Here is a 21,309-nt window from a genome sequence, read left to right as displayed (position 1 = left end):
TTGACGACGGGGCAAAGTTTCCCTGCACAGATGACCTTGAGCTCATTTTCCTTAAGCCCAAAAACAAAAACCCGCCGAAGCGGGTTTTTGTCGTGCAAACTACCTGTTACGCAGCGTTTTTCTTTCTCAGCAATCCCAAGCCGATCAGTCCCAGCGCAAGCAGTGCTACAGAGCCTGGCTCCGGAACAGAGGTGGTTACGACTTCCAGTGTCGATGTACCTATATAGAAATCACCGAAGTCACTCCACACTTTCACGGACAACAAGCCAGTGTTATTGAGTGAAACCAGTGAGTTCAGACCCAGCGCGCCGGTCCAATCACTGGTCGGTACATAGATAAATGCACCGTCCAGAAAATCGATGGTACCGACAACGATAGTGGCCAGTTCACCCAAGTCCAGGAAACCGCGATCGTCCCAGAACTCGATGGACAAGGTAGCGCTTTCAGCAGTACCTGCTACAAAGCCATCATCATTGATATCGTGGGTCCAGCTCGTTGAATCCCACCAATTTACAAAGGTATCAACATCTTTTACGTCAGTGATAACAGCGGCATAACCACTGGCACTGAATAGCAAAGCTGATACGGCGATAAGTTTTTTAAGCCATTGAAAGTTCATAATTGTTCGTCCTTTAAGACACAGCTATCCGACCTGGTATACGGCCGGCAAAAGATCAGGTTGTTAATATCTCACACCATTGAGCTTCTACCATGGCGCGCAAGCCTTCAGAATGCATGAACCAGGCCAACACCAAAAAATTCATCCATATCAACCATTTATTGATACCCATTTCACACTTTCAAGCGAAAATCTGTAAAAGGAACCGACTGAAACGCCCGCTGACCATCAAAAATGTAAATTTTGGCGACACATGAATCCACCACACTCTTTGAAAAAATAACAACGCCGGCGGGGCATTTTTGCGAGGTGTAAAGAACCCCGATGGCTGTTTCACGCAGACAGGAGCCGTCCATTCGTTGGTAAAGCGCATAAGGAGCAGCACCCTGTTCAAAATATCACCAGGCATTGCCGCAACCGTGAAACTATTTCTCCTTGAACCTTTTACAAGTATCCGCAAACCTGGCCAGACATTTTGCGCAGGAACTACCGCGCACATGGATAATTCATCGACACTTGTATCAAGCACCTGATCGTAAACTTGCCTCGCAGGTTTTTAGGGGCACGTAAAAAAAACCGACACGCAAAAAAGCAGTTGTTTTATCGTGCGATTGGGACTAAAAAATGAAGCGCGCTTGAGAAACATCTTGTCCGGTCTGTACAAAAAATTGTATAAGCAATGCACAAGGATTTTCATGAGGGACATTCACATGCACAATAAAACCGTTACATATTTTCTTACTCCACATCTGCCGGGTACATCACGATTACCTTTTCCCCAAAAGCTCCACCTTTTTGGTTTGCCATAATTTCCTTGTCAATCGCACAGTTTCAGAATCACCGAATAGCAAGATTCCTAATTACTGGCCAAGGATTTATCACATGGCGGCGTCTTATGATCAAACAACTGATTGGCTGCACTCCAGATGACAGAGACTGACGACATTCGTCTGGCACAACAGGGCGACAGAGCAGCGTTCGAAACATTGCTCAATAACCATTACGACACCATGTTTCGCTTCGCGTACAAGTGGTGCGGGAGCCATGCCGATGCGGAAGATGTAACGCAACAGGCATGTATCAAGCTGGCCCGGACGTTAACCCAGTTTCGTTTTGAATCAGCCTTTACGACCTGGCTCTATCGCCTGGTGGTCAACTGTGCCAAAGATTGGCAACGCAGCCAGTCGCGCCATTGGCGTGAAGACAGCAGGAGTGAAGACAACAGGAACGAAGATGATGTGCCGACAGAAGCGTCTGAGAGCCAGGATAATCCTGCTGAAACCAACATCTATTTACAGCAGGTACTCAGCATTCTCGACGATATGGCCGACGGCTTTAAAGAAACCGCCCTGCTCGTTCACGCGGCAGGCATGACCCACGCCGAAGCAGCCAGCGTTTTATCCATCAAGGAAAGCACCGTGTCCTGGCGGTTGCACGAAATTCGCAAACAACTCCTTCTTTTACAGGTTCCCTCCGCCGAATTACAGGAGGCAAGACTATGACCGATGATGTAATCAACAAAGCATTCAGCACTAACCCGACACCGGACAGCGAGGCAAAAAAACGCGCGCTGAATCTGGCACTGATGGAATTTGATGCGGTGCAAGAGGCCCTGACGCTGGAACAACAAGCTGCAGAAACACAGTCGGCCGACGCGCAAACCGCTGAAAAAAATCCGGCTTCGCAAAAAAAATCATTCGGGCTCCAAGGTTTTCTGGCCTGGCTTCGTCCTATGGGTACCAACAACCCGAACAGGACAGATTCCATGAACGATCACTCTGTTAATTTTGCGCAAAAGAAATTATTGATCAGCGGTCTGGCGACCTGCAGCCTTGCCGTAGTCGGCGTGCTGCTGTTTCAGCAGATGCCACTCTACACCGCCAGCTCCACGATGGACGACACAGCGATGTCGAAGGAGTTAAGACGCCCGGAGATAAATGCCGCAGCGGATGACACTGTTGAAGAAATCATAGTGACTGGCTTGCGTGAGTCGGAAATTGCCACCGAGTATTCACCGGCCGAGCCCCTGGCAATGGCAGAACAAAAAGTCATGTCTGCCAAGCGCGCTCAGGAGACCGCACGCCTGGCTATGCCTGCCAGCCCGATGCCATCCATCGCCACGGCGAGCGACCTCGCAGTTGCACCGCCACCCGCCGAATTTCGCGACCGTTTTGCCGAATTCCAGGAAAACTCCGTCAAGGCGGTCAGCGAAGAACCGGTGTCGACATTTTCAATTGACGTGGATACGGCAGCCTATAGTTTTGTTCGCCGCAACCTGAACAATGGTTACTTGCCGTCCAAGGATGCCGTACGCGTTGAGGAGCTGGTGAATTATTTTGATTACCAGTATCCCGTGCCGAGTGATAAAAAATCGCCGTTTTTACCCAGCGTTTCGGTGATGGATTCGCCCTGGAAGGCAGGCAATAAATTAATCCACATCGGCATTAAAGGTTACCAGCTGCCAGCGGGTGCTATACCGCGCAGTAACCTGGTGTTTTTGCTGGATGTGTCAGGCTCTATGCACAGCCCGGATAAATTGCCCCTGGTACAGCAATCCATGGAATTATTGCTGAACAATTTAAAACCCGATGACACCGTGGCCATTGTGGTGTATGCCGGCGCAGCAGGCACGGTCCTGGAACCCACTGCGGTGAAGGAAAAGCAAAAAATTCTCAAAGCTGTGCAGCAGTTGCAGGCTGGCGGATCAACTGCCGGCGCGGAAGGTATTCAACGCGCTTATGAATTAGCGGAGGCCAACTTCGATTCCAAAGCGGTCAATCGCATTATCCTCGCCACTGATGGCGATTTTAATGTCGGCCCCACCGGCGACAGCGATTTGCAAACGCTGGTGGAACGCAAACGCGACCAGGGTATTTATCTTTCGGTATTGGGTTTTGGCCAGGGCAATTATCAGGACGCCATGATGCAAACCCTGGCGCAGAACGGCAATGGTATCGCGGCTTATATCGATACGCTGAGTGAAGCGCAAAAAGTGTTGGTGCACGAAGCAACGTCGACGCTGTTTCCCATCGCCAATGATGTGAAGATTCAAGTGGAATTTAATCCAGCCAAGGTCGCGGAGTATCGTTTGATCGGTTATGAAACTCGCGCATTACAGCGTGAGGATTTCAATAACGATAAAGTCGATGCCGGAGATATCGGTGCCGGCCACAGTGTGACCGCAATCTATGAAATTACACCGGTCGGTGAAGGCAAGCCTTTATTGGAGCCCAGCCGTTATGCGCCGGCTGAAAATACAAAACCAGCCAGTAACACTGGGAATGAGTACGCCTTTTTACGGATTCGTTATAAGTTGCCGGGCGAAAAGCAATCGCAGCTGATCGAACAACCGATCACCGCAAGCCAGTCCATCACGCTGGATAAGATAGCACCTGATTCACTTCAGCAAGAAGCCGGCTTTGCCACTGCCGTCGCGGGCTTTGCCCAATTGTTGCGCGGCAGCCACTTTATTGGCGATTACACTTATGACGATGTGATTGCGCTGGCCCAGAAAACCAAAGGCACGGATGACTACGGCTACCGCACCGAATTTATTCAGTTGGTACGCAAAGCGAAATTAGCGAAAGCGATGTAACGAGAAGTTGCCGGAGCCAAACGGATTATGGCTCCGGCAATGTATTGGATATTGTCTAACGTTATTTATAAAACCTACTCACGCGCTCTTGAAAGGCATGGCCCCGAGATAATCTTTCTTCCCCAGGTCGACGCCGTTGTGCCGTAAGATGGCGTAGGCGGTCGTGATATGAAAGTAAAGATTGGGAACGGCGTGCTGAACGGCGTATTCAAAGCCAGTGAGATATTTTCCTTCCCAACGCGGCTGACTGATGGAACGCTCTTTCGCGCCTTCAAAATCCTGAGGATTCATACTCGACAGGAACGCAAGCACGTCGTGAATCCGTGCTTTCAGTTCCGCCACACTGGTTTCATTATCCTCGTGAACCGGCGCAGTTTTACCGGTCAGGCGCGCTACCCCCAACTTGGCGGTGTCGCAAGCAATTTGTACCTGACGAATCAAATGAAACTGGTCCGGTGCCAGGCGAGCATTTAACAATACCTCTGAATTAAATTTTTTGGCCTCGGCATAGGCAGCTGCCTTGTCGAGAATCAGATCCAGATTGGTCAACATCTTGGAAAATTGAATAACGGTAAGTTCATACAACATCACAATAACTCCGGTAAGTTCGGGGGGTGAAATCTTTGAACATCAGCATAGCAGACAACTGCGCCAGTTCCGCGGGCTGAATGCATCATATGCCAGGCATTTACCCTAAAGTGAATGGATCGTTACGTTGTCATTGGCGCTGAAGCCAATCTTTGCGCATCCGGGTTGAATAACCGATAATGCGCGCGGCCGGGACCGCTGCCATCAGCTAATAATAAATACATTCAGTCCCGCGAGCCGCTATTGAACCTTCGGGGGTCGCCTGACTCCTGACATCCTATAAAGATAAAAAAATCGCGCGTATGAAATTGCGGCTATGCTCTTAGAGTAACCAATAGCCGCTGTGCAACGGACAGCTGTGTGGAGACACAAGATCGAATGCTCGAAGATTCCAAAAAAAGATTCCAGCTTGGCTTGATTTATTTATTCGCCGCGCTCGCCACCCTCGGCGTTGCGCCCTTTGTGGTGCTGCGTTATCTCAATGGCGAATACGTCAAGGCAGCGCTGGATCTGTTCATTGTGATTATCGCCGGGGCGAACGCCTTGTATGCACACCGCACGCAGTCGGTGTTTTATCCCTCTATCCTCGCGGCCATGCAATACAGTGTTGCCACTGTCGCAATAATCTATCTGAATGGTCCACTGTATTTTTTCTGGATATTTCCCGCTTTCAGCGCGAACTTTTTCCTGTTGCGTACACCGTTTGCAGTAACCGTTAACTTGCTGATCATGTTCGCCATGGTCCCTGTTGCCATGCAAGTCGGGGATCAGGTGGCGGCGGTCGGCATGTTGGCCGCCCTGTTATTTGCCGGCAGCATGACGTTCGTTTTTTCCCGTGAGGCGAATAAGCATCATGAGCTATTGCAGACCTATGCTACCCAGGACGCCCTGACTCGCCTGGGTAATCGACGCTCCATGGATCTGGAGATGACCCGCTGCATTGATGACTTCAAACGCAGCGGCACGCCCGCCACCGTTATCGTGCTGGATCTGGATCACTTTAAAGAGGTGAATGATAACTTCGGCCATCAATGTGGCGATGAATTGCTGGTGGATATCGCCAACCTGTTACGTCAGCGGGCACGCAAAACTGATCGCCTGTTCCGCTTTGGGGGTGAGGAGTTTGTGATCCTCGCCCGCAATACTCACAAGGACGCTGCCCGCGTGGTAGCAGACGATTTTCGTACCCAGATTGCTGCACATATTAAAAGCCCGGCTGGCGCTATCACCACATCGCTGGGTTGCGCTGAATTGAAAACAGAGGAAACGGCTATTCAATGGTTTGAGCGGGCAGATCGGGCGATGTATCAGGCCAAGCAGGAAGGGCGTAATCGGGTTGTTCTCGCGGACTAATCCGGTCACATAAATCCTGATCCTCTCAAGCCTTCAATACCTGCTGCACCCGCTGGCGCAAGGCTGGCACCACGTCTTCTTCAAACCAGGTATTACGCCGTAACCAGATATTGTTGCGCGGGCTGGGGTGCGGCAAGGGCAGGACCGCTGGAAAATACTCGCGCCAGGCTTTTACCGTATCGGTCAGCGTCGCCGGTCGCTGAGGCAGGTGGTAGGCCAAGGCATATTGTCCGACGACCAGCGTTAACCGCACCTCCGTCAGCTGCTCCAGCAAGGCTTGCCGCCAGTGCGCCGCACATTCCGGACGCGGTGCCAGATCACCGGATTTCCCGGTGCCGGGATAACAAAACCCCATGGGCAAAATGGCGATGCGGCGCGCATCGTAAAACGCCGCCCGCGTCACCCCCATCCAGTCACGCAGACGTTCACCGCTGGCGTCGTTAAAGGGAATCCCCGACTCATGAACCTTGCGCCCAGGTGCCTGGCCGGCAATCAGGATGCGCGCTCGCGGATCAATCTGGATAATCGGATTGGGCCCATGAGGCAGATGCGCCGCGCAGAGATCACAGGAACGCACCGCATCGACCAGCGGGATCAAATCACTATCAGCCATCAGGGTTGAGGCTCTGATACACCCATTGCATCAGTTGTGGTAGCGGCAAAGCACCGGATACCCGTTGAACTTCCTGGCCACCTTTGAACAGGATCAGGGTGGGAATACTACGAATGGACCAACCTTCCCCCACCAGGGGCTCTGCTTCGGTATTAAGCTTGGCCAAGCGCACGTAAGGTTCAAGCCGTTGCGCAGCCGCCTCGAAGACTGGCGCAAAACTTTGACAGGGACCACACCAGGGCGCCCAACAATCGACCAACACCGGTATCTCGTTATTACCCAACACAGCTTGCGCATTAGCGCTGGTCAGGTTCATAGGGTGCCCTGAGAAGAGCGGTGTTTTACAACTGCCGCATTTAGGGCCATCGCCCAGCCGCTCTGCGGGCAGGCGATTGGTGGCAAGACATTGGGGACAGGTAATTTGCAGGCTGCTCATGGTGGTTGTTCCTGAAACAAAAAGAGGGCGTCTGAACGCTATTTCAGGCCAGGTGGGATTTTTTCAAGCGTTGACGAGCCATCATTCCTCGGTATCACGCGACTGGGCATCAATGGCTGCATCGACCTCCGACTCCGACATCACGCGCGACGCGCCTTCCCGCTCGACGTCAGTACGCGGTGCGGACGGAATAGGATCGGTGATTAAATCGGAACTCTTGAGGCCGCTACCGCCACTGGCCAACGCATCGGATACCGCCTTCTTCAGGACGATGATAGCGATGCGCCGGTTGATAGGGTCCATCGGCTTATCGGCCAACAGCGGCGCAACAGACCCCATCCCCTGCACAGTGGCCACCTTGGCCTCCGGGTAAGTCCCCCCCAGCAAGGCGCGGCGTGCGCTGTTGGCGCGGTCCGCCGATAGCTCCCAGTTGGTATAGGACGCACCGGCACCGTAAGGCATAGCGTCGGTGTGGCCGGTAATGCTGATCTTATTGGGGACTTTATCAAGGATGGGCGCCAACGCATGGAGCACATCTTTGGAGTAATACTTGAGCCGGGCGCTACCTACATCAAACATAGGCCGCTGCTCTTTATCCACAATCTGAATGCGCAGCCCCAAGGCGGTGAAGTCGATCAGGATCTGGTCTTTCAACAACTCAAACACCCTATCCAGACTGATCTCGGTTTCCAGTTGCTCTTTCAACTCTTCCAACTGCTCCTGTTCCGCCTGCTCCAACTGCCGACGCAAATCGTCTTCGGAAAGTTCAGGTATATCGGATTCCTCGCGGGAGGATTCTGAGTCTTTCGGTTCAGGCGTCAGATCAATTACACCGGAATCCGCACCACCCGGCCCAATGATGAATTCATTGCCGGGGTCCTGGAAATAGCCGGCTATCGCCAACTGTTCCTCTTTGGTGGTGGTTTCCAATACCCACATCAACAGAAAGAAGGCCATCATCGCTGTCATAAAGTCAGCAAAAGCCACCTTCCAGGAACCACCGTGGTGTCCGTGACCATGGCCCTTTTTCTTGCGGACGATAATGATTGACTGAGCGCCCTTTTCCATCGTCAGTGGCCCTTACTTCTTGGCACGATATTGTTCTTCAAGTTCAGTAAAGCTTGGACGCACGCTGTGATACAGCACCTTGCGGCCACACTCCACCGCAATCTGCGGGGGCAACCCATTCATCGACGCCATCAGGCAAGCCTTGATGCATTCATAGAAATGCGCTTCGTCGCGGTTTTTGTGTTCGAGGTAGGCAGAAAAGGGACCGATAAAACCGTAGGCGAACAGAATACCCAAGAGGGTTCCCACCAACGCGGCCGCCACGGATACACCCAGTTCTTGCGGCGGACCGCCCAGTTTCCCCATGGTGATCACAATCCCCAAAACGGCAGCCACAATACCGAAACCGGGTAAACCATCGGCGGCTTTGGCAATAGCACCGGGGACCAATGCCGCTTCCTGGTGATGCCCTTCCAGCTCCTGATCGATCAGCGACTCCAGCTCATGCGGCGCCATACTGCCCACCACCATGATGCGCAGGTAATCACAAATAAAATCAATCGCGTGGTGGTTTTTAAGGATCTCAGGGTAGTTACTGAAGATAGGACTGTTTTCAGGCTCTTCGATATCGCCTTCAATGGCCATCAAACCCTCACGGCGGGTTTTGTTGAAGATGTCGTACATCATGGTCAACAGGTCCAGGTACATGGCCTTGTTGTATTTGGATGGCGTCAGGAGCGCACCGGCAGATTTCACTACGCCAATGCTCACAGACAAGGGGTTGGAAATAATCATGGCACCTAATGCGGCGCCACAGATGATAATGACCTCACTCGGCTGCCACAGCGCCATCACTTGGCCGCCGTGCATGGTGTAACCCAACAAGATACAGCCGATGACGACCACCGCACCGATAATAGTATTCACGCGACTTTCCCCTCAGAACCCCTTGGAACTTTCTATGCTTTGCAAAATAGTGCCCGGCAAACCGGCACAGGTATGCGTATGCGCTTTTGATATGAGCTTTAACGTTATCGACAACTATAGATTCTAATTGAGGGGATTTCCCGAAAATTTACCGAGATGACAAATACCGCACACAGCCAGCGAGGTTTGTCACGCTCCGGATGAACTTCTACACTAGCCGGCCCAATCCGCTGTTATGGACTCTGACCATGAAGATCGACCAACTGGACCCTCACACCCAACAAGCTCTGGAAGCAGCCGCCTTTCGCCGGCTGTTGGAACACCTGGACAGCCGTAAGGATGTACAGAATATTGAGCTGATGAACCTGGCTGGCTTTTGCCGCAATTGCCTCAGCAAATGGTATGTGGCAGCGGCGACCGAGCAAGGAATTGAACTGGATTACGAAGATGCGCGGGAGCGGGTTTACGGCATGCCGTACCCGGAGTGGAAAGATCAGTACCAAACGCCGGCGAGTGCGGAGGCGCAGGCGCACTTTAATGGAGATAAGTCCTGATTGGACATAGCGGCGTCAGTTGCTGGTCTGTTGAGTGAGGTTAGCTGACGCCGCTGGAGACATGCCGAGGCGATAGAGCGTCGGATTACGCTGTGCTAATCCGACCTACGTACTCATCAAGTTTTTAGCCAACTATCATCAACGCAGCTGATAAGCGGTCAGTGAATTCTTGTGAAAGTTGGGGACGTACACTATCCGACTTTCGTCATCAAACCCGATGTCGGCGGTATTGATCTGTGTATCGCGGCTGTCTAATAACTTTTCGATGCGCCCGTCGGCGTAAACGTAATACACCAGCCCCGCCCAACAGGACACAATAAACTCGCCCGGCTGCGTCATCTCAACACCATCGATATTGCTTTCAAAACCTTTCGCCAAAGTGAGCAGGTTCTTGTCTTTATCAACCAACAAGAGCCGGGTCGCCGCACCCACGATGAGCGTGCTGCCGATGGTGCGCAATCCGTTGGGGGAAGGAATATTGTCGAGGTACAGCTCCACCTTACCCTCGACGATACGGTGTACTTTATTGGTGCGTGTATCAGACACATAAACGACACCGTTGATATCGATGGCGATATCGTTGAGGAATACGGCATCCACTACTGGAATCCGCGTATCAATATCACCCGAGTCGATATCGATCACCACCACGTCCTTCACATCCGCTACGTACAATTTTCCGTCGTGCGTTCCCATGCCTTTCGGACCGTTCAGGCCGCGCACCCAGTCGTGTTCGAGAATTTTGCCATCCAATGAAAGCCGGGCTACACCGCCCTCGCCATCATCGTCTTTGCCGTCAATTTCGCTCACGAATAAATATTTTTCTTTACCGTCCTCATACACCAGTGCGGATTCCGGTACACGCAAACCCGCTGTTACCCATAACTGCTCCAGTCGCCGCCCTTCGGCAGCATGAGCAGGCAGTGCAAGTTGCAGGATCGCGGCGATTATTACCCCGGTACCGGGGGAGATAAAGCGAAAACACGTGGCGAGTTTCATGGTTTACGTCCTCATTTTTTATAGATATTGAGGAACCTCCGCGCGGCCGATGCGCTCACTTCAGGAGGTTACTGGTCAGGAATTGGAGTGCAGCATTACCTGGCGCTACCCGCTAAGTTTGGCACGTCTGACCGTAATCGGCCAAAGCGCTTTACACTGTCTTACTTTTTCAGATACGCCCGCTTCACTGTTTGTGAATTAATACGCGGCCAGCGTATCAGAAACCTTGCCGCTACCACGGCTTTTCACCCTGGTTGATTGCACTGGCCGCCTCGACACACTACTCTAGCGGCCACGAGAACAACATAATCATTAGACAACTATGAAACCCACTATCAAAGACGTTGCCAAACTCGCCGGCGTGTCCTTCAAAACCGTCTCACGCGTGATCAATAAAGAGGTTACTGTCGGTCAGGATTTGCAGGATCGGGTGTGGAAAGCCGTCAAAGAACTGAATTATCAACCCAACTTGTCGGCCCGGTTATTGCGCGGCGCAGCCTCCTCCATCGGTTTTATCTACGACAACCCTAACAGCAACTACGTGATCGATATGCAGCACGGTATCCTCGGTGAATGTCACCGTCAGGGTTATGAGCTGATTATCCACCCCTGTGACGCAAAGTCAGAAAATATCATTGACGAAGTGCTGGGCATGATTGATCGCAGTCGCGTGGGCGGACTGGTGTTGACACCACCCATGTCGGAGATGCCGGAAGTGCTCGCCGCCCTGAGCAAGCGCAAGATCAAATTTGTGCGCATCCTGTCCGGCTCCCATCCACCGGATGACAAAGCACCCTGCATCTTTATCGATGACCGCACAGCGGCTTACCGCATCACCCAATACCTGATCGACCTGGGTCATAAATCCATTGCCTTCCTCGGTGGAGAGGAAGCGCATAAATCGAGTATTGAACGCCTTGAAGGTTACAAAGCCGCATTGAAAGACAACAAGCTGCCGGTCGATAAAAAGTTGATTGTCGGTGGGGAATATTCATTTGAGTCCGGTGTTAAGCGCACCCGTCAATTACTGTCTGCCAACAGCAAGCCCAGCGCGGTCTTTGCCTGTAACGACGAAATTGCAGCGGGCACGCTGTTTGCCGCGCGCATCCAGGGCGTGGATGTGCCGCACCAGCTCTCCATCGTCGGGTTTGAAGACAGCCCCTTTTCCCGCCAGGCCTGGCCAAACCTGACTACCGCCCAACAACCCAACCGCACGATTGCCCAACGGGCTACAGCATTGCTGATCGAATGCATTCGCAACAGCAACAACGCCGACCATAAGGTCGACAGCGAAGGGTTTTACCCGCAATTGATTGTGCGCGACTCCACCTGCCCTGCCCTGGGCCGCAAAGCCTGATAAGCCGGTCCCGAACCTTTGGGGCGGGGCCGCTTCCAAGCCTTACCCGGCGCAATCTTCCGATTGATCAAAATGTCTACCCGTTAAAAAAATCAGGCATTGTTGCGCCAATGCCTTTACAACGGTTAAAAATCAGTCCACAATGACAACGTTGTCTCGCAACCCGTTTCATTTTTGGAGTTAGGTTTTTATGTCGTCAGCCAGTGTTTTAGCCCCTCGCCTGCAGCCTGAAGAAACCCTGATGTTTCAGGAAGCCGCTTCCGCGTCGAGTGTTATTGCCCAGCAATTTGAGGCTAATGCCCCTTTGATTGCCGCTGCAGTCGAGCGACTGAAAGCTTTTGCTCCACGATCCATCGTCACTTGCGCGCGCGGCAGCTCCGACCACGCGGCAACCTATGCAAAATATTTGTTTGAAACTCGTCTTGGCCTGGTGACCTCATCAGCCGCACCGTCTATTACCTCGATTTATTTCGCCAAGCAACAATTGGAAGGCACGCTCTACATCGCCATTTCCCAGTCAGGCAAAAGCCCTGACTTGCTGGCCAGCGTCGAACAAGCCAAAGCCGGCGGCGCCCTGACATTAGCTTTGGTAAATGTTGAAGATTCACCCTTGGCTCAGATGGCCGATATTGTTATTCCCCTGCGCGCCGGCTCCGAAAAAAGTGTCGCTGCCACCAAATCTTATCTCGCTACCTTGGGTGCGATCATGCATCTGGTATCTGAGTGGGGTAACGACGACGAATTGAAAACGGCACTGAAAAGTTTGCCGCAATCTCTGGCACAAGCCTGGGAAAATGATTGGCAAGCTGTTGTTGATGGTTTGAAAGACGCACGCAACCTGTTTGTTATCGGTCGCGGTATTGGTTTTGGTGCCGCACAAGAAGCAGCACTTAAATTAAAAGAGACTTGCGGCTTGCACGCTGAAGCCTTCAGTGCGGCGGAAGTAAAACACGGCCCCATGGCGATCGTCGGTGAAGGCTTTCCGGTTTTATTGTTCGCCCAGCAAGACAAAACCTTGGCTGGCATGGACTCTCTGGTTGAAGATTTTCGCGCACGCGATGCCAAGGTATTTGTAGCCAGCGAAAGTATCAGCGGCTCATTGCCAGTCGTGCAGGGTGCACACCCGGCGATCGCCCCCATGCTCGCAGTACAAAGCTTTTATCGCATGGCTAATGCGCTGTCTATCGCGCGCGGTTACAACCCGGATGAGCCGCCGCACCTGCGCAAGGTTACGGAGACAATGTAATGACCAGTGCACTGGTTAACGGCCGAATTTTTACTGGTGATGAGTGGCTTGAGGATCATGCACTCATCATCACTGGCGACCGCATTCACGCTGTAGTGCCAGCTGCTGAATTGCCTGAAGACATTGCGCAAACCGATCTTAAGGGCCTGACGTTACTGCCGGGTTTGTTTGATACACAAGTGAATGGTGGTGGCGGTGCATTGTTTAACGATGCTCCCACGGTAGAAACCTTACGCACAATTGGTGAAGCACATCGTCTGTTCGGCACGACGGCATTGTTACCAACGCTGATCAGTGATGACCTTAGCGTTGTGGAAAAAGCCATCGCGGCAGTAGAGCAAGCGATGAATGAAAACGTACCTGGAATCGTCGGTGTTCATCTGGAAGGTCCGTTTTTAAATCCGGCGCGTAAAGGTGTTCATAATGCGGAAAAATTTCGCACCATTGATGAATCAGCATTTGCATTATTGACGTCGCTCAAGCGCGGAAAAACACTGGTGACTTTAGCACCGGAGCTGACTACACCAGAGATTATTCACGGCCTTGTTGAAGCCGGCGTGACCGTTGCAGCAGGCCATAGCGCCGCTGACTACGAGCAGACAAAAACCGCGCTGGCGGCAGGCCTGAGCAGCTTTACTCATTTGTTCAATGCCATGACGCCGCTCACCAGTCGCGAACCGGGCATGATCGGCGCAGCACTGGAAAATGCCGATAGTTATTGCGGCATTATTGTAGACGGTTATCACGTTCACCCGGCTGCGTTGAAAGTTGCACTGGCAGCCAAGGCGCGCGGCAAGATGGTTCTGGTTACCGATGCTATGCCCACCGTGGGTGCGATCAATAAAGAATTTGTGTTAAACGGTGAAGTTATTCGTAGCGAGAACGGTCGTTGCGCTACTGCCACCGGAACACTCGCGGGTTCCGACCTGGATATGCTCAGCGCCGTGCGCAACAGTGTATCTATGTTAGGACTGGAGTTAGGCGAAGCCGTGCGTATGGCGAGTTTGTATCCTGCTGCGATGGTCGGTTTGGAAAATGAATTGGGTTTGCTGAAATCCGGCTATAAAGCCAGCATGATTCTGGTGGATGAAAATCTGAATCTGATTAACAGCTGGATTGATGGTAAACCTTTGCATCACTGATTGTTGTTCATGGTTGTGTTGTTGTAGTTTTAATGTCGTTCTGTTGTAACGTTTTTTTGTCCGTTGATGTTTGTTGTTGTTCTCCATAAATCGTTTTTCTTCCTCGAAAAACAAAGCGCTTACCCATCAACCCTCGTGGTTGATGGGTTTTTTTATTCCCTTATATCGAGATAATGATTTTCTTGCGATGCAAGTACCAGGCAACAACCCACAGTACCGCCACAGGAATCAAAGCGAACATCAACGACGCGTTATAAGGATCAACCACTTTACATAATTGATCGTACAGCCATTGATACGCAGAGACCTCACCGACAGGCACAATCAGGAGCGTTTTGGCCCACAAGATAGACAAGGCATAAATGAACAAAGGATTTTGCCCCAACATGGTAAAGGCTTTGTATATGCCTTGCATAAAGGAGAATGTTTCCAACCTCACCAGCACTAACAACACCAGCACACCCACACCGCTGGTCAAGAGTACAAATGAACTGGTCCACAGGCTTTTATTGATGGGAAATACCGGATGCCATAGCAAGCCTAGTACTGTCATCACAACGCCAGCAGCAAACAATTGCCACTGCGCTTTGATCTTGTCACTTGCAGAAATAAGATGCCGGGTAACCTCATAACCAATCAATACATTGACGATGGCCGGCAAGGTGCTCAATAAACCTTCCGGATCAAAAGCGATACCTTTACCACGCCATAAGTGCTGTTCGCCAAGCACCCAAATATCGAATTGACGCACAACGGAATGTTCCAGACTGTATGGATCAGCATTCAGTTGTAACAAAGCCCAATAACCCAACAACAAAGCCGCCGCAATAACCAGGCGCCAGAGCGTATTGGCATATAACACAATCCAGGCTGCAAAACAGTATGCCAGTGCTATGCGCTGCAACACGCCGAGAAACCGCAAATTACTCGGGTCCTGGGTAAACGGAAAATAATTCAGTAACAAGCCAATCAGAAAAATCACCAGTGTACGCCGAAAGATTTTGGTTGCCTGCTCAGAGAAAGACAAGGCATTGAGTGATTTTTGTGAGAACACCATGGCCGCACCGACCATAAATAAAAAGAACGGAAATATATAATCGGTAGGCGTGGCGCCATGCCAATCAGCATGCAGTAAGGGGGAGTACACATAGCTCCAGGAACCGGGCGTATTGACCAGAATCATTAAAGCCAGCGTCAGGCCACGCATTACATCCAGCGCCTGAAAACGTTGTTTCGTTGTCATGATTACACCTTTTGACAGCCGGGCAGCTTATAAAAATTCCATAACAGAACCACAATAAGCCGCAAAAAAAATGGCTGTAAATGCAACGCATTAACAGCCATGTTGATTAAACCAATGGGACTTATTAAAAGATCACTTCCAGCTTCTTAGCTTGTGACCTTTCACTGCATAGAAAAGAATAAACAGGTAAGCGGGCGTCATCACAATGTATGCCGTCTGACGACCGATATCACCGATTGATGCCACACCAGCCAACACAAAAGGCAAGACCGCACCACCAGAAATCGCCATGATCAACATCGCCGAACCAGTGCTGGTATAGCTGCCCAAACCACTCAACGCCATAGGCCAAATTGCCGGCCAGACAATAGCATTCGCCAAGCCCAGCAACGCCAGGAACATGATGGTGTTAGGCAGAGCAGGCAAACCGAGAGGCACAAACAATACGTTTGCAAAACTGGAGGATGTGCTGTCCCCCAATACGATAGACAAACTTAAAATAACACCGAGAATAGCAGACAACATCAACGCTTTTTGCTGTGAGATCACACGGGGAATTAACAAAACGCCCAAAAAGTAACCCATCACCATAAACGCCATCGTGAATGATGTCAGTGTCGCAAAGCCACTGTAGCCAATGCTGCGACCAAAAGAGCCGATCGTATCACCCGCAATAACCTCTACACCGACATATAAAAAGAGTGCGATAACACCCAGTACTAAATGCGGAAAACGGAACACTGAACCTTTGTCCGCCACTTGCGCATCTTCCTTCTCCAGATTCAATTCTGGCAAAGGTGAAAATTTTACGCACAGCGCTAAAAACGCAATAAACAAACCCATGCAGATATAGGGAAACACGAGGTTGCTGGCAAGAATTTCAATTTCTTCCTGCGTCGGTGCCTGGGTTGAATAGTCTTTCATCCCCCCCAAAATCATCGCGGCAAATACCATAGGTGCCACGACGCCAGCAGATTTGTTCAAAATACCCATGATGCTGATACGTGCCGCCGCAGACTCTTCCGGGCCGATCTTGACCACGTAAGGATTTACCGCCGTTTGCAGTAACGTCTGGCTCGCACCCATCATAAATTGCGCAACCAGGAACAAACCGAACATATGTGTTTTTGCTGCGGGAATAAACATGAACGCAGCCGCCGCCATGCCGAGCATGCCCAGCGCCATACCGTTTTTGTAACCCACACGCCGAATAACCCAGGCCGAGGGAATCGAGAAAACCACCACAGCAATATAAAACGTAAACAGGATGAAGGAGGCTTGCACGGGCGTCAGTGTTAACACCAGTTCAAGGTAAGGCATCAAGGAGCCATTCAACCAGGTGGCGAACCCCAGGATAAAAAATAATCCGGCAACAATGGCCATTGGGATGACGCTGCTTTTTTGTGCCGGTGCGGTATCAACTGTCATTTCCATAAACCTGCTTCTCGTGAATTGCTCCCAAACAATCGGGAGTGAAATATGAACGCGTTTGACATCCACCAGCGGCGCAAACGCTTTTATTATTTGAACACTATGGCGAAGAGGAACGCTCTGAATGGGTCAACAACTTAAATAACCCATCCAGAGGCACCTGTTTTTTATAACGCGCGAACGCGTGGTATTGACCGAGGTAACTCTTGTCCATAACCCGTGGACCATGGACTTATATAAGCCGCCTATAACACCTATAACACCTATAACAATAGGAACAACAATGCGGCTCAGTTTGAGCGGGCGAGACCACTGTTTACATTTCCAGCCCACTCAAATTCCTAGCCCGCCCGAATCCTAGGCGGTCGCCGTCAAGCGGCTCATTCGCTTTGCGTAATAGATCGCACCGAACTCCGGCTGACTGAGAGGCGGTGACAGACTTTCAGCAATCGATGGTTTCATCCAGGGCGTCAGACGCGGCGCCAGACCACCAAGCAATGACATGCGCGGCGGCTCGGTTTCCCATAATTTTTCCGCCACAGCGCTCATGTAATCAGCACCCTGCTGGACAATACTCAACGCAACCGCATCGCCAAGATCAGCGGCATCCAGAACAAAGATGGCCAACTTGGCATAGTCACTGGATTTTGCTGCCGCCATCTTGTCAACAATCATCACGCCCTTGGCCTGTAGGTGATCGCCAATCAAATCGCTGAGGATGGATTGCGGACCAAGATTATCAGAGGCAAGCAACACTGCTTTAATCGCTTCAAGCCCCATCCAGGCACCGCTGCCGATATCCCCGAACGGGAAACCGTGCGCACCGAGAATCGTGGCCTTACCTTTCACAAAGGAGTAACCGCAAGAGCCTGTACCAGCCACCATCACCGCGCCTTCGTCACGGTTATGCGCACCCAGACAAGCGATGTGCAGGTCGGTAGTCAAATACATGGTTTTGAAGGGATGCTGCCACTTGTTGATCACATCGAACAAACTGGGCAGGTTAACCCCAGCCAGCCCCAGCCCAGCGGTTAAATGACTGATCGCCGTTACCGGCAAACCAGCGTCCGCCAATGCCAGCTCGGTAGCTGTCTGGATTGAATTCAGAGTTTGTTGAACACCATGGAGCGGGTTCGCAGGGCCGCCGACACCGGTACCCAGGACTTCGTCTTTAGCAGAAACGATGCGCGCACGGCACTTGGTGCCGCCACCGTCGATGCCCAGATATAAAGGTTCTTCTAACGCACTGTCATTGATTGGGTGTATCCCCATAACCAACCTCATATTTATTAGCAATGCCTGTGCGGTACTCTCGCTTAATTTGCTGATCGGAGGGATTCGCTATATCTCAACCACCAACGTCAATCAAATCCTGTATTTAGAGTTATTCCGCCTTCCTTTTTATCTATCTTCACAGGCTTGTAAAAAGGGTTGGCGGTATGACACGCGCCAACCACAAAAGAGCCATGATAGATATCAACTACATCGTTGGACTGCTTCGAGGCTCACATGGCGGATCTGCCAAACCCCGAAAGAAACCAACAACAACGAACATAAGCAGAGCATTCACAACCGGAGATACACGCTCAAAGATACATTACGCCGCGAAGACAACGTTGTCAATAATTTTGTATTTCTTGCGACACCGCTATATCTTCCAAATAAGTTATATAGCTCCCTGAACAGCAGCATCTTCTCTTAATTAAGCATCATAGCTGGCGCTAGGTCATCCTTACCTGCCAATGTGCTATTCCAGCCGCGAGAAGTAGACAGTAACACACGCCACAAACAACGTTGTCAATGAATACAAAATCGCCGTAAACTAAATTATGGTGGCACCCATCAAGCGAGCCAGGTAAGAATCGAGCAATACCAATATATGGGAGTTAATGTGTTCCAAATTAATACACAGCTGCTAGTCAAATCATTTTCGGTTGGCATAGAGAAGCAGAAGGTTCTTATTATCGACAACTTCATGCAACAACCCGAGCATATGGTTGATTATGCATCAGCAAGGGAGAATTTCGAGCATTACACTGGACATTGCAACTTCTATCCAGGTATAAAATTGCCAGCACCGAAAGAATATTCCGATTCGCTAATGGCCGTGATCAAGCCGATTCTCGCTCAAGGATATGAAGGCATATCCCTTGCTTGGGATATGAATAAAGCGGATTGTTCACTCTCATTGATTACCATTAAGCCTGAGAGTTTACGCAAGGTACAGCTAATGCCACATTTCGACTCAACCAACCCTTACCAATTCGCATTGTTGCTTTTTTTATGCAATGAAACGCATGGAGGTACCGCTTTCTACCGTCACAATACCACTGGTTACGAGACAATTACGCAAGAGAAAAGAAAGAGCTTTGAAGATATTTACTTCAGAGAGATAGAAGAAAAACCACTTAAAAAAGAGTATTTTACCGACTCAGATGAACGCTTCACCAAACTAGGCGTGGCTGATGCAAAATTCAATCGAATGATCATTTATCGCAGCTGCTTACTACATTCTCCTTATATTGATTCCACTTACAGCGTAGATGACAATCCTAAAACCGGTCGCCTAACGGCAAATTCGTTTGTAGCATTCTGAGCACTCAAAAAATCAACCAGGTTGCATAGCCTTTTTTAGTTTATCCAACCATTCCCTATGGCCTAAAAGTTCAACAGCTAACCTTTCTGCGTCCTGCCTCACTTGTGCCATCTTTCCCTGGCCGCTCTCAACGTCATACGCGGAGGCATGAGGAGGCACGGTATAAAACTTCATTCCATATAAAACATACAAGTAATTCTCTACATCAAAAACTTCAAATTTACTAAAAAAATCAGATTTTTTCGGATGAAATTTTTCCCATATAGATAGTCGCTCAACCAAGACATCGGACACATTCGACATATCTCTATTCTCACGCCAAAAATCTGAGTCATCCCGATCAGAAATACAATAATGCAGCTTAATAAAATCCAAAATCCTTGCCCAACTATATTCGACAACTTTATTGTAACGTTTTTTTAAAAGCGAAATATCTTCTACGTTTACTGGAAAGGCGCGAGCCAAATACTCAGCAGAAAAATCTGTAATCAATATTGAGGTAGCTTCAAGAGGTTCAACAAACCCCTGTGACAAACCTATAGCAACGCAATTATTAACCCAAAACTCTTCTCGATAACCGACAGGCATAGATATCTTTCTAGGCGATAACATCTCAACATCTACACCAAGATACTTCGAAAAACCCTCTACGGCTTCAGTTTCACTCATATGCTGACTGGAATAGATAAAACCCGTTCCCCGCCTACCTGTTAGCGTTATATCCCAAACCCAGCCTGCTTTATGTGCTGTAGCAATTGTATAGGGTGGTATTTCTTCATCTGCTTCAGTTTGCACCTGTAGTGCCAATGCGGTATCGGTAAGTATCTGATTGGATTTATCAACAAAAGGAACTGATAGCTCCTTTTCAATTAATAAAGAAGAAAACCCACTGCAGTCAATGTAGAAGTCAAACTTTGAAGACTCCCCAGAGCCAAGCATTAAGGAATCAATGTTTCCCGCGTCATCTTTTTGTGCCCCAACAACTGTAGCAATCTTATGTTTTACACGATATTTTGAAATAGCATTTCTCGACAACAACTTGGCAAATTTAATCGCATCGAAGTGATATGCGTAATTCATTTCTCCTTGGTAAGGGGGGGAAGATATTTTTTTGGGGCACAGCTTTGCTTCGCAAGCATATGATTGCGCGGTAATTTCATGGAAATTCTCCCTTGAACGATGATTAAGCCAATACGGGATAATATCAATACCCGATGGAAATGGTGATTCAAACGGATGATAGTAGTAGTGCTTTTCTCCATGAATAGCTGAATTAAGCCATTCAACAAATTTTATACCCTGCTTAAAAGTTACATCGCAGCTAGCAATTAGTTCTGCTTCAGAAATACCAAATTTCTCCAGCGCCTTTTTAATATAAGGAACCGTTCCCTCACCCACACCTATAGAAGGAACATCCTTCGACTCGATCAACGTTATTTCAATTTCGGGGTCTTTTCGTAACTCAAAGCCCAAATGGTTGGCAGCAAGCCACCCCGCAGTACCGCCACCGACAATTGCAATACGCTTAATTTTCACCTGTTTATCCAGAAAATAATCATGCTGAAAACTGAAATTGAAAAAGCCCAGATAAACTGGGCTTTT

At 50.0% G+C, this 21,309-nt stretch carries 19 protein-coding genes; 8 read left to right on the top strand and 11 right to left on the bottom strand.

What is annotated here, in order from left to right; genetic code table 11:
* Positions 1-106: 106 nt before the first annotated feature.
* Positions 107-619, bottom strand: coding sequence for a PEP-CTERM sorting domain-containing protein (locus tag CBR65_RS17905; protein ID WP_087468117.1), 513 nt, complete (start codon positions 617-619; stop codon positions 107-109).
* Positions 620-1,545: 926 nt separating this feature from the next.
* On the opposite strand from CBR65_RS17905, the gene CBR65_RS17895 reads away from it, so the two are divergent.
* The gene (locus CBR65_RS17895) at positions 1,546-2,121 is read left to right on the top strand and encodes an RNA polymerase sigma factor (RefSeq protein WP_087468115.1); all 576 of its coding nucleotides are present in this window, start codon (positions 1,546-1,548) and stop codon (positions 2,119-2,121) included.
* Positions 2,118-4,214: a VWA domain-containing protein gene (locus CBR65_RS17890; RefSeq protein WP_232461243.1), complete on the top strand. Its 2,097-nt coding sequence runs from the start codon at positions 2,118-2,120 to the stop codon at positions 4,212-4,214. The genes CBR65_RS17895 and CBR65_RS17890 overlap by 4 nt, the downstream gene beginning before the upstream one ends.
* 78 nt (positions 4,215-4,292) lie before the next feature.
* Here CBR65_RS17890 and CBR65_RS17885 read toward each other — a convergent pair whose 3' ends face one another.
* On the bottom strand, positions 4,293-4,802 hold the full coding sequence (locus CBR65_RS17885; protein WP_087468114.1) for a DUF1993 family protein: 510 nt from the start codon (positions 4,800-4,802) through the stop codon (positions 4,293-4,295).
* 378 nt (positions 4,803-5,180) lie between these two features.
* On the opposite strand from CBR65_RS17885, the gene CBR65_RS17880 reads away from it, so the two are divergent.
* Entirely contained in the window at positions 5,181-6,155 is a 975-nt protein-coding gene (locus CBR65_RS17880) for a GGDEF domain-containing protein (RefSeq protein ID WP_087468113.1), read from the top strand.
* A gap of 25 nt (positions 6,156-6,180) precedes the next feature.
* Here CBR65_RS17880 and CBR65_RS17875 read toward each other — a convergent pair whose 3' ends face one another.
* The 4 genes from CBR65_RS17875 to motA all read right to left on the bottom strand — a co-directional run bounded on the left by CBR65_RS17875 (position 6,181) and on the right by motA (position 9,139).
* The gene (locus CBR65_RS17875; protein ID WP_087468112.1) at positions 6,181-6,768 is read right to left on the bottom strand and encodes a uracil-DNA glycosylase family protein; all 588 of its coding nucleotides are present in this window, start codon (positions 6,766-6,768) and stop codon (positions 6,181-6,183) included.
* Complete coding sequence (trxC, locus tag CBR65_RS17870) at positions 6,761-7,204, bottom strand: thioredoxin TrxC (protein ID WP_087468111.1); 444 nt, start codon at positions 7,202-7,204, stop codon at positions 6,761-6,763. The genes CBR65_RS17875 and trxC overlap by 8 nt, the downstream gene beginning before the upstream one ends.
* An 81-nt stretch (positions 7,205-7,285) precedes the next feature.
* Positions 7,286-8,272 carry a flagellar motor protein MotB gene (gene motB / locus CBR65_RS17865; RefSeq protein WP_087468110.1) on the bottom strand — a complete coding sequence of 329 codons (987 nt, stop codon included), beginning with the start codon at positions 8,270-8,272 and terminating at the stop codon, positions 7,286-7,288.
* A gap of 12 nt (positions 8,273-8,284) precedes the next feature.
* Complete coding sequence (gene motA, locus CBR65_RS17860; RefSeq protein ID WP_087468109.1) at positions 8,285-9,139, bottom strand: flagellar motor stator protein MotA; 855 nt, start codon at positions 9,137-9,139, stop codon at positions 8,285-8,287.
* 248 nt (positions 9,140-9,387) lie between these two features.
* On the opposite strand from motA, the gene CBR65_RS17855 reads away from it, so the two are divergent.
* Positions 9,388-9,693, top strand: a complete 306-nt coding sequence (locus tag CBR65_RS17855; protein ID WP_198300788.1) for a DUF1244 domain-containing protein — start codon at positions 9,388-9,390, stop codon at positions 9,691-9,693.
* 138 nt (positions 9,694-9,831) lie between these two features.
* On the opposite strand, the gene CBR65_RS17850 is transcribed toward CBR65_RS17855, so the two are convergent.
* A complete protein-coding gene (locus CBR65_RS17850; protein WP_087468108.1) occupies positions 9,832-10,692 on the bottom strand; it encodes a GTP-binding protein in 861 nt (286 codons plus the stop codon).
* A 322-nt stretch (positions 10,693-11,014) separates the two neighbouring features.
* On the opposite strand from CBR65_RS17850, the gene CBR65_RS17845 reads away from it, so the two are divergent.
* From CBR65_RS17845 to nagA, 3 genes are all read left to right on the top strand, one after another.
* The gene (locus tag CBR65_RS17845) at positions 11,015-12,049 is read left to right on the top strand and encodes a LacI family DNA-binding transcriptional regulator (protein WP_087468107.1); all 1,035 of its coding nucleotides are present in this window, start codon (positions 11,015-11,017) and stop codon (positions 12,047-12,049) included.
* A gap of 190 nt (positions 12,050-12,239) precedes the next feature.
* Positions 12,240-13,295, top strand: coding sequence for an SIS domain-containing protein (locus CBR65_RS17840; protein WP_198300787.1), 1,056 nt, complete (start codon positions 12,240-12,242; stop codon positions 13,293-13,295).
* A complete protein-coding gene (nagA, locus tag CBR65_RS17835; protein WP_087468106.1) occupies positions 13,295-14,437 on the top strand; it encodes an N-acetylglucosamine-6-phosphate deacetylase in 1,143 nt (380 codons plus the stop codon). The genes CBR65_RS17840 and nagA overlap by 1 nt, the downstream gene beginning before the upstream one ends.
* A 160-nt stretch (positions 14,438-14,597) precedes the next feature.
* On the opposite strand, the gene CBR65_RS17830 is transcribed toward nagA, so the two are convergent.
* The 3 genes from CBR65_RS17830 to nagK all read right to left on the bottom strand — a co-directional run bounded on the left by CBR65_RS17830 (position 14,598) and on the right by nagK (position 18,383).
* Positions 14,598-15,680: an acyltransferase family protein gene (locus CBR65_RS17830; RefSeq protein WP_087468105.1), complete on the bottom strand. Its 1,083-nt coding sequence runs from the start codon at positions 15,678-15,680 to the stop codon at positions 14,598-14,600.
* Positions 15,681-15,812: 132 nt separating this feature from the next.
* Positions 15,813-17,114 (bottom strand): N-acetylglucosamine MFS transporter NagP, encoded by a 1,302-nt coding sequence (gene nagP, locus CBR65_RS17825; protein WP_198300786.1) that lies wholly within the window; start codon positions 17,112-17,114, stop codon positions 15,813-15,815.
* A 354-nt stretch (positions 17,115-17,468) separates the two neighbouring features.
* A complete protein-coding gene (gene nagK / locus CBR65_RS17820) occupies positions 17,469-18,383 on the bottom strand; it encodes an N-acetylglucosamine kinase (RefSeq protein WP_087468103.1) in 915 nt (304 codons plus the stop codon).
* A 619-nt stretch (positions 18,384-19,002) separates the two neighbouring features.
* Between nagK and CBR65_RS17815 the strand changes: the two genes are divergently transcribed.
* Complete coding sequence (locus CBR65_RS17815) at positions 19,003-19,707, top strand: DUF6445 family protein (RefSeq protein ID WP_157672140.1); 705 nt, start codon at positions 19,003-19,005, stop codon at positions 19,705-19,707.
* Between the two features lie 12 nt (positions 19,708-19,719).
* On the opposite strand, the gene CBR65_RS17810 is transcribed toward CBR65_RS17815, so the two are convergent.
* Positions 19,720-21,243, bottom strand: a complete 1,524-nt coding sequence (locus CBR65_RS17810) for a tryptophan halogenase family protein (protein WP_087468101.1) — start codon at positions 21,241-21,243, stop codon at positions 19,720-19,722.
* Positions 21,244-21,309: the final 66 nt, after the last annotated feature.

Source organism: Cellvibrio sp. PSBB006 (assembly GCF_002162135.1).
Lineage (GTDB): Bacteria > Pseudomonadota > Gammaproteobacteria > Pseudomonadales > Cellvibrionaceae > Cellvibrio.
The sequence above is the reverse complement of the archived record's forward strand: the minus strand, read 5'-3'. Positions and strand labels throughout refer to the sequence as shown.